The 17,140-nt window shown below is 31.2% G+C and carries 15 protein-coding genes; all 15 read left to right on the forward strand.

The genetic code is table 11. The annotated features are described in order from the left end of the window. The first annotated feature begins 29 nt into the window (after positions 1-29). On the forward strand, positions 30-1,724 hold the full coding sequence (locus JHL18_RS03755) for an HD-GYP domain-containing protein (protein WP_200266296.1): 1,695 nt from the start codon (positions 30-32) through the stop codon (positions 1,722-1,724). A gap of 207 nt (positions 1,725-1,931) precedes the next feature. Further along, complete coding sequence (locus tag JHL18_RS03760) at positions 1,932-3,980, forward strand: methyl-accepting chemotaxis protein (protein WP_200266297.1); 2,049 nt, start codon at positions 1,932-1,934, stop codon at positions 3,978-3,980. Between the two features lie 242 nt (positions 3,981-4,222). Beyond that, positions 4,223-5,188 carry a tRNA dihydrouridine synthase gene (locus tag JHL18_RS03765; protein ID WP_200266298.1) on the forward strand — a complete coding sequence of 322 codons (966 nt, stop codon included), beginning with the start codon at positions 4,223-4,225 and terminating at the stop codon, positions 5,186-5,188. Between the two features lie 32 nt (positions 5,189-5,220). Beyond that, on the forward strand, positions 5,221-6,141 hold the full coding sequence (locus JHL18_RS03770) for an exonuclease domain-containing protein (RefSeq protein WP_200266299.1): 921 nt from the start codon (positions 5,221-5,223) through the stop codon (positions 6,139-6,141). Positions 6,142-6,484: 343 nt separating this feature from the next. After that, complete coding sequence (locus JHL18_RS03775; RefSeq protein ID WP_200266300.1) at positions 6,485-7,531, forward strand: FAD:protein FMN transferase; 1,047 nt, start codon at positions 6,485-6,487, stop codon at positions 7,529-7,531. Between the two features lie 63 nt (positions 7,532-7,594). After that, complete coding sequence (locus tag JHL18_RS03780; protein WP_338025440.1) at positions 7,595-8,536, forward strand: 1,4-dihydroxy-2-naphthoate polyprenyltransferase; 942 nt, start codon at positions 7,595-7,597, stop codon at positions 8,534-8,536. Between the two features lie 248 nt (positions 8,537-8,784). Further along, on the forward strand, positions 8,785-10,677 hold the full coding sequence (locus JHL18_RS26430) for an FAD-dependent oxidoreductase (protein WP_200266301.1): 1,893 nt from the start codon (positions 8,785-8,787) through the stop codon (positions 10,675-10,677). 23 nt (positions 10,678-10,700) lie between these two features. After that, positions 10,701-11,081: a NusG domain II-containing protein gene (locus JHL18_RS03790; RefSeq protein WP_207752954.1), complete on the forward strand. Its 381-nt coding sequence runs from the start codon at positions 10,701-10,703 to the stop codon at positions 11,079-11,081. Between the two features lie 9 nt (positions 11,082-11,090). Further along, entirely contained in the window at positions 11,091-11,621 is a 531-nt protein-coding gene (locus JHL18_RS03795; RefSeq protein ID WP_200266302.1) for a Gx transporter family protein, read from the forward strand. Between the two features lie 4 nt (positions 11,622-11,625). After that, the gene (locus JHL18_RS03800) at positions 11,626-12,591 is read left to right on the forward strand and encodes a polyprenyl synthetase family protein (RefSeq protein WP_200266303.1); all 966 of its coding nucleotides are present in this window, start codon (positions 11,626-11,628) and stop codon (positions 12,589-12,591) included. 153 nt (positions 12,592-12,744) lie between these two features. Then, entirely contained in the window at positions 12,745-13,302 is a 558-nt protein-coding gene (locus JHL18_RS03805) for a hypothetical protein (RefSeq protein ID WP_200266304.1), read from the forward strand. A 290-nt stretch (positions 13,303-13,592) separates the two neighbouring features. Next, complete coding sequence (locus JHL18_RS03810) at positions 13,593-14,204, forward strand: cysteine hydrolase family protein (RefSeq protein WP_200266305.1); 612 nt, start codon at positions 13,593-13,595, stop codon at positions 14,202-14,204. A gap of 180 nt (positions 14,205-14,384) precedes the next feature. Then, the gene (locus JHL18_RS03815) at positions 14,385-15,098 is read left to right on the forward strand and encodes an FAD-dependent oxidoreductase (RefSeq protein ID WP_200266306.1); all 714 of its coding nucleotides are present in this window, start codon (positions 14,385-14,387) and stop codon (positions 15,096-15,098) included. 208 nt (positions 15,099-15,306) lie between these two features. Further along, on the forward strand, positions 15,307-16,452 hold the full coding sequence (locus tag JHL18_RS03820; RefSeq protein WP_200266307.1) for a pyridoxal-phosphate-dependent aminotransferase family protein: 1,146 nt from the start codon (positions 15,307-15,309) through the stop codon (positions 16,450-16,452). Positions 16,453-16,562: 110 nt separating this feature from the next. Further along, positions 16,563-17,096: an ECF transporter S component gene (locus JHL18_RS03825; protein WP_200266308.1), complete on the forward strand. Its 534-nt coding sequence runs from the start codon at positions 16,563-16,565 to the stop codon at positions 17,094-17,096. Positions 17,097-17,140: the final 44 nt, after the last annotated feature.

Raw genomic sequence — 17,140 nt, forward strand, 5'->3', positions numbered from 1 at the left:
TTTTTAGATTAACATAAGGTAGTGAAATTATGAACAAAAGTAAAGAGAAAAATAAGCAAATACATGATATTGTAGCTATAGTAAGATTATGTTCATTGTTATTATCAGGTATCGGAATTTTTCAATTTAGGCTTAATCATCTTAATATTGAATTTAGTGACTTTAACTATACAAACGCAATATATTTTATCATTGCTATAGTGTTTTTTTTAACACTGGTTTATTATGTTTGGACATTTGCAACATCAAGAAAGTTTTGTGGAAAGCAGTTAATTCTTATTAAATTTGTTGAAAATTATTTATTTGTATTATTGTTTGTTGCCATTGTTATCCTTACGGGAGCTCAGAAGAGTGAATTTAAGTTTTTATTTCTATTCCTTATAATAACAACTACCATAGAAGCTGGAATGAAAAAAGGTATTACAATTTCATGTGTTTCTTCAGTATTGGTATTAGCAATAGATTTAGTATTTGGACCTAAATCTGGTATAAATACATATTTTCAAAATGATTTAGTATTGGCAGGGGTTTTTATACTTACGGCTTGGCCTCTTGGGTTTTATGTGAAAACTGAAAGTGAACACATAAAAAAGCTAGAGAGCTTGGCTAATGAAGATGGGCTTACAGAAGTGTATAATCATAGGTTTTTTCATGATTCTTTAAGAGAAAAGCTACTAGTTCACGAAAGTGAGGGAGCCTCTCTTTCACTAATATTTTTAGATATAGATCATTTCAAGCATTATAATGACTTATATGGACACCAAAAAGGTGATGAGGTTCTTAAGGCTATAGGTGCGATCTTAAAGAGAAGTGTAAGGAAAGAAGATATTGTAGCAAGGTATGGTGGTGAGGAATTTGCTGTTATATTGCCATACACAGTGGAGCAGGATGCAATTAATATAGCGGAAAACATAAGAAGAAATATTGAGGAAACATATTTTGATGGAGAAGAAAATCAGCCGAAAGGTAAGCTGACTTCATCCATTGGAGTGTCAGTTTTTCCAGATAAGGCTAAAAGTGATCTTGAGCTTATAAAATCTGCTGATGACGCTCTTTATAGAGCTAAATTTTTTAATAAGAATAGAGTGGAGGTTTATTATTCTATATTAGATGAACTAAAGGAAGATATAGAGGATAAACATATTGATCTTGTTACTTCTATTAAGACTTTAATCAGTGTTATCAATGCAAAAGATAAGTATACTTATGGGCATGTTGAAAGAGTGGTCGCTTACAGTAGATTGCTTGCAGATAAGTTAGGACTTAGTGAAGAAGATAAAAAAACTCTTATATATGGAGCTTATATGCATGATATTGGAAAGATGAATATTTTGGAAGAAATATTAAACAAAAGAATGCCATTAACTAAAGAAGAGTGGGAGATATTGAAGCAGCATCCCGAAAATGGACTGGAGATAATAAAACCAGTAGAATCCTTGACAGATATTTCACCTTTAATATTACATCATCATGAAAGATATGATGGTAATGGCTATCCTGGAAGATTAAAAGGAGAAGAGATTCCTTACTTAGTTAGAATCTTAACTGTGGTAGATAGCTTTGATGCTATGACATCCAATAGACCGTATTCTAAGAGAAAAACACATAGAGAAGCTATTGAAGAGTTAAAGAACTGTAGTGGAACTCAGTTTGATCCCCATATTGCACAGGTATTTATAGACATTATTATGGCAAACGACAACAATTACAAAGCAGTATACTAATATATAATAGAGAATATAATGAATTAAATAAAAATAGTTGATTTGATATAACCTAATAGGATAGTGGTGGATATGTTAACTTTTCTGTTAAACAGCACCACGAAAGCATTGCCATGTAAAACCTAGATAAATATGTCTAGGTTTTTTCTTTAGTTTTTTATGGTATGTACGATAATCTTAGTGATATAAAATTATGGAGGAGAACAAATGAGATTTAAAACAATTAAGAAAAAACTTATTTTAACATTTATTTTAATAATATTAGTGCCTATGTGTACTACAGGTATTATTTCAAACGTAATACTTTATAATAATCTTAAAGCTTCGTATGTTAGCTCTATAGAGAAGTCAGTGACAGGTGTTAATAATGTCATAGATGAAAGTTATAATGGCTATGAAGCGGCACTATCTCAGATTACAGAGGATTCTGTAGTAAAATCAGCTCTATCAAATCCTGGTGGAGCTTTAGTGAAAAAAGAGCTTCTAGGAGTAATTAATAGCAATCCTAAAATACTAAATGTTTATGTTGCAACTGAAGATAAGGGTATGTATATATTTCCTGAAACTAAGCTTCCAGAAGGGTATGATCCAACAGGAAAGTCTTGGTATAAGGATACAATGTCAAATGATATGATACTTTGGCAAGATGCTTACAAGGACGTAGCAACAGGTAAAATTGTAGTAACAGCTACAAAAAAGGTGTTAGATGAATCAGGAAAAGCAGTAGGGGTTGCTGGAATAGATATTGATATAACTAATATAGCAGAATTGTTCAATAATACTAACATTGAAAAAACAGGTGAAATACTGTTGTTAGATAGAACAGGAATAGTGTTAGCTACTAAGAATAAAGATTTGTTAGGAAAAAACCTAAATCCTGATAGAGTAAATACAAATGCAGATACAAAGGATCAGAAAATAGAAAATGCTTTTAGCGATAAAGCTGAAATGTCTTGGATGAAACCATTATTAGCAGGTAAATCTGATTTTGTCCAAGTTAAGTTTGAAGGGGCAAATAAGTTTATTTATTACATAAGTAATGCAAAATCTGGTTGGAAGCTTGTGGGTATGATGGATACAAGTGAAGTGTACACAAAAATACTCTCTAATGTACTTATATTGGTTGGCTTCTTTGTCTTATTTATTGTAGGTGCTTTGATGGTTGGACTATGGATTTCTAGGAGCTTAACAAGTCCAATTAACCATCTAAAAGAGGCTATGAAAAAAGGTGAAGCTGGTGATTTGACTGTAGTAACAAACATAAACAGCTCTGATGAACTCGGTGAACTCGGAAGTAGATTTTCTAATATGATTAGTAGTGTTAAAAATTTAGTTACATCAGTGAAGAGCTCCGCTGATAATGTACTAAGTTTTTCAGAAGATCTTACTAAAAGAGCAGAAGAGGTTACATCTTCTTCAGAAGAAATAGCGAGAGTTATTGACGAGATTTCGAAAGGTGTTCAAGAACAAGCCTATGAAGTAGATAAAGCTTCTGAAATTACAACGGAGTTTAACAACAACTTATCTAAAATTAAAGATTATAATAATATGATAAATATAGAAAGTAAAGAGATGGAAGTTAGCAGCGAAAACACAATGGTTGCGTTTAAGGAGCTTAAAACAAAAAATGAAAGCACTATAAACGGAGTTTCTCAGATTTCTGAAAGTATCGGAGTTTTAGTTAAGGAGACTGAAGATATTGGTCAAATATTGAGTACAATACTAAATATCTCATCACAAACTAACTTACTGGCTTTAAATGCGGCTATAGAAGCTGCAAGAGCAGGGGAATCTGGAAAAGGCTTTGCTGTAGTTGCGGAAGAAGTTAGAATGCTTGCAGAGCAGTCTGGTGAATCTGCTGTAAATATAAGAAATATAATAACTAGAGTTATAGAAACTACTAAAACTGCTGCGGTGAGTATGGACAATATTAAAGCTGATGTAGAAAATCAAAATTCAGCAATGTCTATTACAGAGCAAAGCTTTGTTAGTTTAAGTGAATCAATTGAAAGTATAATAGGAAAAATTCTTTCAATGAATGAAAGTATAGAATTGATGTTAACTAACAGTAATATACTTACTTCGAATATACATAATATTTCTTTCGTATCTGAGCAGTCAGCAGCAGCTGCTGAAGAAGTTAACGCTAGCGTATCTAACCAATTAAATGATATGCAAAACGTAAAAGCGCAAGCAGATGAACTTTATAATTTGGCTCAAGCATTGGAGAAAATTATAGAAAAGTTCCAGGTCTAATTATTATATAAAGATGTACCACTTCAATCCGAAATATTTATTTGGAGTTTAAGGATTGAAGTAGTTTAGATATTTAGGCGGAATAGTTATCCTACGTTCTATAAATTTAAAATGCAATACTTGGTTCTTACCAAAAATCCGCGATAGAAATATCGTGGATTTTTACTTATAATAAAAGAAGACTTATTAAAGTTAATATTAGTTTAGAAGATAAATAGAATATTTATATAAGGAGTTATTGAATGAAATATTATTTAGCACCAATGGAAGGAATTACGGGATATATCTACAGAAATACTTATGAAAAGTTTTTTCATAATATCGATAAATACTTTACCCCTTTTATTGTTTCAAATAAAGGTGTAAGTCTTAAAACTAGAGAGTTAAGGGATGCCTTACCTGAAAATAATAAAGGAATGAACATAGTTCCTCAAATACTTACTAACGATTCAGAAGGTTTTATTAATACTACCAATAGACTACAACAGTTAGGGTATAGTGAGGTTAATCTTAATTTAGGCTGTCCATCTGGAACAGTTGTTGCTAAAAATAAAGGTGCAGGATTTCTAGCGAAAAGAGAAGAGCTGGATATGTTTTTAGATCAAATATATAAAATCGATGACATAAAGATTTCTATAAAAACTAGAATTGGAAAAAATAGTCCAGAAGAATTTTATGAGTTAATAAAAATTTACAATAAATATCCTATAGAAGAGCTAATTATTCATCCAAGAACGCAAAAAGATTTTTATGGAAATAAACCTAATCTAGAAGTATTTAAAGATGCATTATCTTTAAGCACTAATCCGGTATGCTATAATGGTGATATTTTTACTGTTAACGACTATAATAGGATAACAGAAGCTTTTCCAGAAGTGGAAACTGTAATGCTTGGAAGAGGCATACTTGCAAATCCAGGATTAATGGATTTGATAAGAAATAATAAAAATACAGATAAAAAAGTTTTGAAAGATTTTCATGATGAAATTTTTAAGCAGTACATAGAATTATTTAATGAAGATAGAAATGCAATATTTAGAATGAAAGAATTGTGGGGGTATATGAGTCACATATTCTCTGATAATAAAAAATATATAAAGAAAATCAGAAAATCAGAAAAATTAAGTGATTATAATGAAGCCGTGTTAAGTTTATTTGAAGAACAAGATATTATTGAAGGAGCTGGATTGTTTTATAATCAAGATTAAACAATATTATAAAAAGATCAAATGGAGAAAAAATGAATTTTATAGCTATAGATTTTGAAACTGCAAATGAAAAAAGAAATAGTCCATGCTCAATTGGTATTGTAGTTGTTAAAAGTGGAAAAATAGTGGAAAAGATACATCACTTAATAAAACCTAAAGAGATGAGGTTTATGCCAATTAATATAGGAATTCATGGAATAAGACCAAGTATGGTTGAAAACGAACCAGAGTTTGATGAGGTCTGGCAAAAAATAAAATATCATTTTAGTGGGGAGTTAGTGATAGCACACAATGCTTCCTTTGATATATCTGTTTTAAGAAATAGTGCAGAGCTTTATAACATAAAACTTCCAAGTTTCAACTATATATGCACAATGAAGCTTTCTAAAAACTTTTATAAAGGAATTGAAAATGCAAAATTAAATACAGTTAATGACTTTTTAGGATATGAGTTTAAGCACCATGATGCACTATATGATGCTCTTGCCTGCAGTAATATATTGCTAAACATATCGGAAGAATTAAAGTGTACGGATATTAATGAAATATCCAAATTAATAGGAGTAACTATTGGAACTGTAGACAGCGATGGGTATAGTCCTTCATCAAGTAAAACAAAAGTTTTTAAAACTTCTAATCGAACTTATCAAGCTAAGAGAGAGTATAAATTTGAAAGGTTAGATAGTGATTTGTTTAGAAATGAGCTGGTCGTATTTACTGGGAAATTAACTTCGATGTCTAGAGAAGAAGCGATGAATTTGGTTAAAAGACTTGGGGGAGCTACGGGAAGTTCAGTTACTAGAAATACAACTATTTTAGTTACTAATATGAAAAATATAAAAAACTTGCGTAGAGAGGAAATGAGTCTAAAGTTAAAAAAAGCTATAGATTTAAATGCAAAAGGTCAAAATATAAAGCTTATAGATGAAGAAGAATTTTTAATGCTAAAATGATTAATAGATTATTATACAGTATTTTTAAGTATACAGAAAAATTTAAATTAAGGATGTTACATTTTTGGGTGACCAATATATGTCAGAAAATAAATTACTGGTGATAAGTTGCCAGTATTTTTTTATATGTTTTTATGATACAATTAAATAAAGATAAAAAAATAACAATTTACATTAAAGACTTGCATAAATATAGTTATTGTTACATAATTAAAGTAGATAAACTTTTAATACAATGGTATTTAATAAAAGTTTAATTACAATTTGATTTTGGTTATTTTTGATAATGTAACACAAGTTTCAGCAGCAATATTAATGTCAATATGTTTTTGGAGGACAACAGATGAAAAAAAAGGTATTAGCTATTGGGTTATGCATACTTTTAATCATACCAATGGTTTCTTGTTCAAAAAAAGATGAAAAAGTTGATAAATATGCTACTAAAATGGATACTATTATGCATTTAACGGCTTATGGACCTAATGCTAGTAAAGCAATAGATGAAGCTTTTAAAAGAGTAGATGAGATCGAAAAGATAGCTAGTAGCTCAATAGATACTAGTGATGTAAATGAAATTAATAAAGCTGCAGGAAAAGAATATGTTAAGGTACATCCTGAAATTGTGAAGATTATAAAAACTTCAATGGAGTATTCTAAGCTTAGCAATGGAGCTTTTGATATAACAGTAAGCCCACTTATAAAACTGTGGGGGATTGGTACTGATGAAGAGAGAGTCCCTGCAGATTCTGAAATTAAAGACAAATTAGCACTTGTAGGCTATAAAAATATCAGTATCAATGAATCTGACAATAGCGTTAAGCTTATGAAAGCTGGTATGGCTATAGATCTTGGTGGTGTTGCAAAAGGATTTACAGCAGATGAGATTGTAAAGATATTTAAAAAATATGATGTGAATAGTGCCATCATAAATCTTGGTGGTAGTTCCATATATACACTTGGAGTAAAACCAGATAAAACTCAGTGGTCTGTGGCGATTCAGAACCCAAGGAAAGAAAAAAATGAAGGCAATATTGGTATAGCTAAACTAGATCAAGGCGCACTTTCTACCTCTGGAGATTATCAGAGATTTTTTATAAAGGATGGTAAGCGATATCATCATATACTAGATCCATTCACTGGATATCCTGCAGATGCGGGGGTTATGAGTGATACCATACAAATTGACAGCAGCATACCAGATTGTAATATGCTTGCAGATATCCTTACAAAGGTTACTTTTGTATGTGGCGTAGAAAAAGGAATGAAGATCATTGATAGTATAGAAGGAATCTCCTGTATGGCAGTAACTACAGATTTTAAGATATATAAGTCCTCAAAATGGGATACTAAGGTTGAAGATTTAAGTTCTGATTTTAAGTTGGCAAATTAATTAGCTTTTATATTCAAACAAAACGAAATTTTTGACTTTTTAAATACAATTAGGATGAAATGAGTGATAAATTTGTCAATCGGTAAATTTTTTGAGTTAGTGGAAATAAAAACTAAATTAGCAAGCATGATCCCATTTTCTTTAGGTTCAGCTTTTGCTATTTATAGATATAAAAGTTTTAACTTAAAGAATTTTATAATAATGTTTATTTCATTGATTTGCTTTGATATGGCAACTACGGCAATTAATAATTATATTGATCATACAAAAGCAAAGAATAGCTCTGAAGATAATAGCTTAATCGCTAAATATGGAGCAAATAAATCAAAAGTATTATTTATAATATTTATATTATTAGCAATTGCAACTATAGCAGGAATTATGCTTACTATTAATACAAATATAATAGTTTTATTAATCGGTATTATTTCCTTTATAGTAGGAATATTTTATACTTTTGGTCCTATTCCTATTTCAAGAATGCCATTAGGAGAAGTATTCTCTGGATTTTTTATGGGGTTTGTAATTATATTCTTGTCAGTGTACATTCATATTTTTGACACTAATATAATATCATTTACTTATCAAAACTATATGCTAAGTATTGGTATCAATCTAATGGAAATTGTTTGTATATTTTTGTTTTCTATACCTGCGATAGGTGGGATCGCAAACATAATGCTTGCCAATAACATTTGTGATGTAGAAGAGGATATTCAAAACAATAGATTTACTCTACCATATTACATAGGAAGACCGATGGCTTTAAAGCTTTTTAAACTATTATATTATGTTGGGTATGTAGATATAGTGCTGCTTGCGCTACTAAGAGTTATTCCATTAACTTCATTATTTATGCTTATAACATTAATTAAAGTAAATAAAAATATTAAACTGTTTGAAGATAGACCTATTAAAAATGAAAATTTTGTCGTATCAGTTAAAAATTTTTTATTGATAAATGGTTCACAAGCTATTATAATGATAATCATAGTAATGACATAAAGATAATGTGAAAAGATGTCGAAAAATGCTTGTGGAACTGCTTCCACAATGAGATATACCTAATTATAAGTACACATAAAATTCTTTTATTAATAAAGGATTTTAATATAAATTATTTAAATTAATCATCGAAACAATATAAGTTCTGAAGGACTCTAGTCTGAAAACCTTTTCCATAGGGTGAGTTAATATATATATAATTCTGGAGTTTTGATGGCTGAAAAATAAATAATACGGGGTGGTAAGTGGTGTCAAAAAAGAACATTGTAATTTTAGGAGCAGGTTATGGTGGTGTACAAGCTGCGAAACTTTTAAGTAAGAAATACAAAAAAAATAATGACGTAGAAATTACACTAATTGACAGAAATCCGATTCATACGCTAATGACTGAGCTGCACGAAGTAGCTGGGGGAAGAGTAGAGGCTGATTCTGTACAAGTTGATTTAAGAAAGATATTTTATAAGACTAAAGTTAATATTATCACTGAAGAAGTAAAAACTGTAGATGTTAACAAACAAGTTTTGACTACAGACTATAGTGAATATAAATATGATTATTTAATATTAGGTACAGGAAGTGAGCCAGCTTATTTTGGAATACCAGGAGTTCAGGAAAATGGATTCTCCCTTTGGTCATTAAATGACGCTCTTAAGATAAGACATCACATTGAAGAGATGTTTAAGCTTGCTAGTAGAGAGAGAAATGAACAAAAGAGACAGGCTATGCTTACTTTTGCTGTTGCAGGTGCTGGTTTTACCGGAATAGAGATGATTGGTGAACTTATGGAGTGGAAAAAGAAGCTTTGTAAGGAATACAATGTTGATCTAAATGATGTAAAGTTAATGGTTGTAGAAGCTTTAGGCAACATTCTTAACATATTAGATGAAAAGATGGCCTTAAAAGCTGAGCAATACATGGTTAGAAATAATGTTGAAATATTAAAGAATTCGGCTATTACAGAAGTTACACCTAATGAAGTAAATCTTAAAGACGGAAGAAAGATTTCAACAAGAACATTAATTTGGACTTGTGGTGTACAAGGAAATTCTTTTGCTAAAGAATTTGGACTAACTCTAAACAATAGAGGAAGAGTAAGTACGAATGAATTTATGCAATCACTTGATAAAGAAAATGTTTATGTTGTAGGTGATGCTGCGTTCTTAGAAGAAAATTCAAAGCCACTACCTCAAATAGTTGAAGCAGCTCTTCAAACAGCTGAAACAGTATCTCATAATATTATTGCAGATATTGAAAAATCAGAGAAAAAAGCATTCAAATCAAACTATCACGGGTTCATGGTTTCAATAGGTAGTCATTATGCAGTTGCAGATGTAGGTGGAATGAAGCTTACTGGTTTCTTAGCTACAGCAATGAAACATATGGTTAATTTACATTACTTATTCGGTGTTGGCGGATTCTATTTAATTTTTAGATACTTATTCCATGAATTCTTTGATATTAAGGAAAGACGTTCTATGATAGGAGGACATGCATCAGCTAAATCTCCATCATTCTGGCTAATTCCTTTAAGATTATATATAGGTTCAATGTGGGTACTAGAAGCATTGAAGAAGTTAATTGGTGAACAAACTTGGGCAAATGCTTCAGGCTTTGGTAAAATAACTTCTGGACTTGGATCAGACAGCTGGTTTAAAGCTGGAAACATTAAATTACCTTTTGACTGGTTATTAGATGGTACTGCTAGTGCTTCTGCTACAACAGAAGGGGCAACTACTCAAGTTACACCTATATTAAGCAGTATGCCAGGATTCTTTAAAGCAATTATGAAAATCATGATACCAAATGCAGATGTAGCTATCTGGTTCCAAAGAATTGTTGTTTGTACAGAGCTTGCAATAGGTTTATGCCTTCTTGCTGGATTATTTACTTGGCTTGCAAGTGCAGCTTCAGCATTCTTAACTGTTAACTTTGTATTATCAGCGATGGCTGGATACGATATACTTTGGTTCTTCTTTGGTGCTATAGCTCTTATGGCTGGTGCAGGAAAATCAGTAGGTCTTGATTACTTTGTAATGCCATGGCTTGGTAAACATTTAGGAAACTTCTGGCTTGGAAAACAAAAGCCAATATATAAAAATGAAACTTCAGTATATAACAATGGAACCTCAGCTAAACTTTAAAAAGGTTATGAAAAGAGGTAATAATGAAAAAATGGGATGTAATCATAATAGTTGCACTAATTATAATCTCATTCATTCCTGAAGGTGTAATGCTTATTACAAATATAAATAAGCATGACAGTTTATATGTAGAGGTATATTCTCAGGGGAAGTTATTTAAAAAACTTCCTCTGAAGAAAGATACTGAAAAGGTAACCTTTACTGTAAAGAATGAAATAGGGGAGAATATTGTTGAAATAAATAACGGACAAGTAAAGGTCATTGATGCAGATTGTTATGATAAAATATGTGTAAAGGCTCATGCTATCAGCAAACCTGGCGAATCATTGATATGTTTACCCCATAAGGTAGTTGTGAGAGTAATAGGTGAAGGAAAACAGGAGACGGATGAACAATCCTTTTGAGGTGATTAAATGAGAAAAACTCGAAAGATGGTATTTTTATCATTGCTTGTATCTCAGGCTCTGGTACTTCATATAGTTGAATCTATGATACCAATACCCTTTATAACTCCAGGAGCAAAACTTGGCTTAGCTAATATTGTGACTGTTGTATCACTGTATTCATTTGGTGAAATAGAAACTCTCCTAGTTATTATAGTTAGATTACTGCTTGCATCAATGTTTGGAGGGAGTATATCTAGTCTATTATATAGCATCGCTGGAGCATTATTTAGCTTTATTATAATGGTATTAATAAAAAGAATAGGTAAAGATAATGTAACTTTAATAGGTGTTAGTGCTGCAGGGTCGGTTTTCCATAACATTGGTCAAATTACTATGGCTGCATTGATAGTTCAAAATGTTAATGTAAGTTTATATCTTCCCGTTTTAACAATAGCAGGAATAGGTACAGGCTTTTTTGTTGGGTTAACTTCTAGATATACTTTAAACCATCTAAATAGGCTAAACGCAACTAATAAACTATTTGACGATAAAGGGTGATTGCATGGATAAATTTTGGAGTGAATATCCAGTTGTGAATAATGATTTAGAAGAAGTCATTAAAATAATAAAAAAGAATATTAAGTGTAAAGAAAAGCTTGTTGAAAATGCGATTTTAGAACTAGTAAATTCAGGTGGTAAGTTACTTAGACCAGCATTTTTGATTATTGCTGCAAGATTTGGTGAGTTTAAGGAAGATGAGATTTATCCTCTGGCAGCTGTACTTGAGATGTTACATATGGCGACTTTAGTTCATGATGACATAGTAGATGACTCCAAGCTTAGAAGGGGGACTGAAACGGTTCAATCTAAGTATGGTAAAGATTATGCAGTATATATAGGAGACTTTTTATTCTGTAGATGTTTTAAGATTTTATCTGAGCATTCAACTTTAAGAAATATTAAAGCAGACTCAAATGTAATGGCTAGAATCTGTATGGGAGAAATAGAACAATTCTCTTCAAAATATAACAAACAGGTATCGGTAAAGAGATACTTAAAAAGAATATCTTCAAAAACTGCAGAACTATTTTCATTAAGTTTTTATAGTGGTGCTACTGCAAGTGGATGTGATGAAAGATTAGCTAGAAAACTATCTAATATAGGACATAATATAGGTATGGCATTTCAAATAATTGATGATATTTTAGATTATACTGGTACTGAAGAAGTAGTTGGAAAGTCAATAGGTACTGATATAAAACAAGGCCTTTATACTTTACCGCTAATATATGTACTAGAGAAAAAAAATCCTGATTTATCTTTAATTCTTGATAAGGAAATTCTTGAAGATAAAGATATTAAGGAGATTGCCGATATAGTGAAGAACTTTGGAGGAATTGAAAAATCTAGGGCGTTAGCTGAGAGATATACTAGTAAAGCTTTTAAGTTAATTAATACTCTACCAGAAGGCGAAAATAAAAATATCTTATTAAAAACAACAGAAAAGTTATTAGTAAGATTTTATTAAATAAAGATTATAAATGATTGATTAATTAGATATCAATTTAATTTTTAACAAATAATTATTGCTTATAAATATAAGGATAAAATTTGATGTGTTAACGTCTCTTTATCTATTATATTATAATAAATTTAAAAACAATTTAAGGGGGATTTTTTTATGAAAATCAAAGCAATACTACTATCAACTGTTATGGCAGCAGCACTATTAGCTGGATGTGGTTCTAAGGAAGCTACAACAACTAAGACAACTGAACCTGCAAAAACTACTACTGACGCAGTAGCATCAGCATCAGTAACTGACAAAGCAGACGTTTTCGCTAAAACATTAGGAAAAGATGGAAAGTGGATCATCGCTGCTACTAAGGACATAACAACTGACAAGGAATTAGTATTAGAAGGCGAATTCAAGAATGGTAAGAAGGATGCTGCAGGTAAAGAAACTTTACAAAGAAAGATAGCTCTTTACACTCAAGATGAGAACCGTAAGGTAACAGCTAGATTTACTTTAACAGCACCAAAATTAACTATAAAGAGCCCAGTTGCTAGTATCCAACACGGAACATTCAAGGGTGATGTATATGTTGAAACTGCTGATTTCCAATTAGTTGATGCTACAGTTGATGGAAACATCTACTTCAAAGACGATGCTGCTAAAGCTGGATTCAAGATGGATGCTACTTCAAAAGTAACTGGTAAGCAAGAAGTAAAGAAGTAATTTTATAATCCTAAATTATTAAAAATTGCTAACTTATAATGGAAAAACGGTTAATCGATTGATTAGCTGTTTTTTCATATTTATAGACAAATCTTATGAAGAATTTTTTTCAAGAGGTTGTTCTATAGATGCACCACTTCATATTGAAGCCTATTATTTTTAAATTCTCTCACCAAAACCCGTGAGAGTTTTTAAAGTAGATTTCGGATTGAACTGGTACATCTAACCTTAAATTGTTGAGTAATGAGAAATTCGTCATTGATAGAATTAAATAAAAGGAGTGTTACAACATGAGTGACTTATCATATAAAAAAGAAAATAGTGCTTTATTAATAATAGATATGCAAAATGCTTTTATTGAAAAAGAAGGATCATTATCAAAAATGGGACTTGATACGTCAAGGACATCAATTGCAATCGAACCTATTAAGAAACTAAAGTCAGAATTTAAAGCGCAAGGCCTACCGGTTATATACATACAGCATTCACATCGTAAAGATGGAGCAGATGCAGGATTGATAGCTAAGGTATTCCCGCCAATTATGGATCTAGGTCATTGTATTGAAGGAACTTGGGATGGTGAAATCATTAATGAATTAAAACCAGAGGAAGATGACTATATTGTTAAAAAGCATCGTTTCAGTGGATTTTACAACACTCAACTTGATGATGTATTGCGCAGCTTAGGCATAAATACACTAGTGGTTACAGGAATAGCAACAAATGTATGTGTTGAGTCAACAGTTAGAGATGCCTTTTACCGTGATTACAATGTAGTTGTTCCAAGAGAGGCAACTGCCTCATATACAGTGGAACAAGAACAAGGATCCTTTGGAAACTTTGAATTTGCTTTTGCAAGAGTTATGCCTGTAGAATCAGTTATAAATGAATTGAAAAAATAGTAAATAAAGCCCACAAAGATTTAAGAGTTAGATTTTTGTGGGTTTTTGTTTCTTAGCTTAAAATAATGTTTTTGGCATCCAGTTATATATACTTGTATATCATTGACTTAAAAAATATATCATGCTACTATTAAGTGATAATCATTATGAAATGATATCTGTTGTTGATAAGGAGCTAATATGATAAAACATAATATAAGAATTATAGATATAGTTGATGAAGCAAAATATACAAAGACATATTATTTTGAGAAACCAGAAGATTTCACATGGGAAGAAGGTGCTCATACACACATTGCACACGTCGGATTTGATGCTGGTGATAAACCAAATAAAGATTTAGTACGGCATATGTCTATAATGACATTACCGAAAGAGAATAAAGTTGGTATTACTACAAGGTTTTCTAGCATACCTTCAGAATTTAAAGATAAGCTATCTAATCTAGCTATAGGTGATGAGGTTGTATTATTTAAAGTAGGTTCATTAATGACTTTAAAGCGTAATGGTAGGCCGTTGATTTTATTATCTATGGGCGTTGGCATTGCTGCGATGAGACCAATTATTCTTGCTTTTAAAGAGGATGGTTCTAATATTCCTTACGTGATTAATATTAATGTAGATTCGTCAGGGGACTTTATATATAAAGATGAGCTTGATAATCTTGTTGACGAAAGTTATAAAAATTATTGGATAAGCGATAGACAAGGGTTTTATAAAAAGCTCGATCAATTACTTCAGATAGAAAAGCCTGTTTTTTATATAGTTGGAAGCTATGAATTTGTAAAATCCAATATAAGAATGCTTATATCTAATAACGTTAATGGAGAAGATATAAGTATAGATAAAAAAGAATGGTCCTTAAGTGAATTCTTAGATAATAGTAAAGTATAGAAAATATATTATATAAGATAGTGAATTGTATCGATACAATTCACTTTTTTGATTTTATGTGGTATTTTATTATAAATGCATCATTTCAATACGGAAACTATTTTCAAATTCTCCTCTGTATTATGAGAGGAGAATTTGAAAATATAGATTTTACGATGAAGTGATACATTCATAAATATTAGATATCGGAAAAGAGGAGGTATTAAAAATGAGCGACAAATTTGTTTATGCACCAGGTCCTACCAGTGTGAGAGAAAATGTAAGGCTAGAGAGGGCTAGGCTTACCACTAATCCAGATGTTGATGAGGAGTTTGTAGAGTTTTATAAGGAAAACTGTAATAAGATTGGTAAAATAATAAAAACTGAAAATCCAGTTTACATACTTAGTGGAGAAGGGATTTTAGGATTGGAAGCAGCTTGTGCTTCTTTGACTGAACCTGGAGATAGAGTGCTTGTATTAGATAACGGAATCTATGGAGGAGGCTTTAAAGACTTTGTTGAAATGTACGGAGGAGAAGGCGTACTTTTCTCAGATGATTACAGTAGGGCTATAGATGTAAGAAAGCTAGAGGAATTCCTAGAGAAAGATCATAACTTTAAGTACGCAACAATAGTTCATTGTGATACTCCTACAGGTGTTTTAAATGATTTGTCAAATATATGCCCGTTACTAAGTGAGTATGGAATATTAACTGTGGTTGATTCTGTTTCAGCAATGGCTGGAGAAGCGCTAAGAGTAGATGAATGGAAAGTTGATATAGCTTTAGGTGGATCCCAAAAGGCATTTTCAGCCCCTGCAGGTTTGACAATGGTAAGTGTCAGTGAAAAAGCTAAAGCAGTAATGAAGAATAGAAAAACTCCTATTATAGGCTTTTATTGTAATTTAACTATTTGGGAAAATTATTATGAAAATAAGTGGTTTCCATATACGATGCCTATAAGTGATATCATGGGTTTAAGTAAAGCTGCAGACAATATCTTAGATGAAGGTGTTCAAGAGGTACTTGATAGACATGAAAAGATTGCTGATGCAACAAGAGAAGCTATAAAAGAATATGGGCTTGAGTTATTTTTAGCGGATGGATATTCTAACACAGTTACAGCTGTAAAAGTGCCAGAAAATATAGGTGCACTACAGCTTAAAGAGCATATGCTAAAAAAATATAATACTTTAATAATAACATCACTTAAACCATATGATAATGAAATTTTAAGAATAGGACATATGGGAGAAAATGCTCGTGAAGACAAGATTATTTACGCGTTGAATGTAATAGATAAAGGACTAAAAGATTTAGGATTTAATAGCGAAAAGAGTTTAGTTGGGTTGTTCAATAAATACTTAGATAGATAGTATTAAATAATTAGGTGCTGTTAAAGTACAGTGTTAAGGTTAATTGGTTAGCTATCGTAAATTATTACAAAAAGGCAATTTTATAAAAATAAGCAAAGGCGGGGCGAGGAATGGAAGTAAATAGAGGAAAAATTAGATTTAAAACAAAGGATATGGTGATAACATCGCTACTAACTGCACTAGTATTTGTAGCTACAGCATTCATTAATGTTAGATTACCATTTCTGTCTAATGGTGGATTAGTTCACTTAGGAACTGTAATGCTATTTATTACAGCAATTGTATTTGGAAAGCAAAAAGGAGCTATTGCAGGGGCTGTTGGCATGGCGATTTTTGATTTATCGTCAGGATGGGCATTATGGGCACCATTTACTTTTGTAGTAAGAGGAGTAATGGGGTATATGGTTGGAACTATTGCTTGGAGCAAAAATAAATCCGGTGATAGCTTTATGTTAAATATAGTTGCAATGATATTATCTGGTATTTGGATGTTATTCGGATATTATGTTACTGAAGGATTCCTTTATGGTAATTGGATTACGCCAGTAGGATCTATACCTGGAAATGTAGCACAAATTGTTATCGGAGTAGCATTAGGATTACCTATGGCGAAAGTTCTTAAGAGATATGCTAAGTATATATAAAGATGCACCAATTTCACCTAAAAGACATTTTTACAATTTTCTCA

The organism is Clostridium yunnanense (assembly GCF_016595795.1).
Lineage (GTDB): Bacteria > Bacillota > Clostridia > Clostridiales > Clostridiaceae > Clostridium_AR > Clostridium_AR yunnanense.

What these genes read in the sequence shown, in the direction of transcription:
- JHL18_RS03820 (WP_200266307.1), top strand. Translation starts at nt 15,307, where the DNA reads ATGAGCGACAAATTTGTTTATGCACCAGGTCCTACCAGTGTGAGAGAA.
- JHL18_RS03810 (WP_200266305.1), top strand. Translation starts at nt 13,593, where the DNA reads ATGAGTGACTTATCATATAAAAAAGAAAATAGTGCTTTATTAATAATA.
- JHL18_RS03775 (WP_200266300.1), top strand. Translation starts at nt 6,485, where the DNA reads ATGAAAAAAAAGGTATTAGCTATTGGGTTATGCATACTTTTAATCATA.
- JHL18_RS03795 (WP_200266302.1), top strand. Translation starts at nt 11,091, where the DNA reads ATGAGAAAAACTCGAAAGATGGTATTTTTATCATTGCTTGTATCTCAG.
- JHL18_RS03765 (WP_200266298.1), top strand. Translation starts at nt 4,223, where the DNA reads ATGAAATATTATTTAGCACCAATGGAAGGAATTACGGGATATATCTAC.
- JHL18_RS03760 (WP_200266297.1), top strand. Translation starts at nt 1,932, where the DNA reads ATGAGATTTAAAACAATTAAGAAAAAACTTATTTTAACATTTATTTTA.
- JHL18_RS03755 (WP_200266296.1), top strand. Translation starts at nt 30, where the DNA reads ATGAACAAAAGTAAAGAGAAAAATAAGCAAATACATGATATTGTAGCT.
- JHL18_RS03815 (WP_200266306.1), top strand. Translation starts at nt 14,385, where the DNA reads ATGATAAAACATAATATAAGAATTATAGATATAGTTGATGAAGCAAAA.
- JHL18_RS03825 (WP_200266308.1), top strand. Translation starts at nt 16,563, where the DNA reads ATGGAAGTAAATAGAGGAAAAATTAGATTTAAAACAAAGGATATGGTG.
- JHL18_RS03790 (WP_207752954.1), top strand. Translation starts at nt 10,701, where the DNA reads ATGAAAAAATGGGATGTAATCATAATAGTTGCACTAATTATAATCTCA.
- JHL18_RS03770 (WP_200266299.1), top strand. Translation starts at nt 5,221, where the DNA reads ATGAATTTTATAGCTATAGATTTTGAAACTGCAAATGAAAAAAGAAAT.
- JHL18_RS03800 (WP_200266303.1), top strand. Translation starts at nt 11,626, where the DNA reads ATGGATAAATTTTGGAGTGAATATCCAGTTGTGAATAATGATTTAGAA.
- JHL18_RS03805 (WP_200266304.1), top strand. Translation starts at nt 12,745, where the DNA reads ATGAAAATCAAAGCAATACTACTATCAACTGTTATGGCAGCAGCACTA.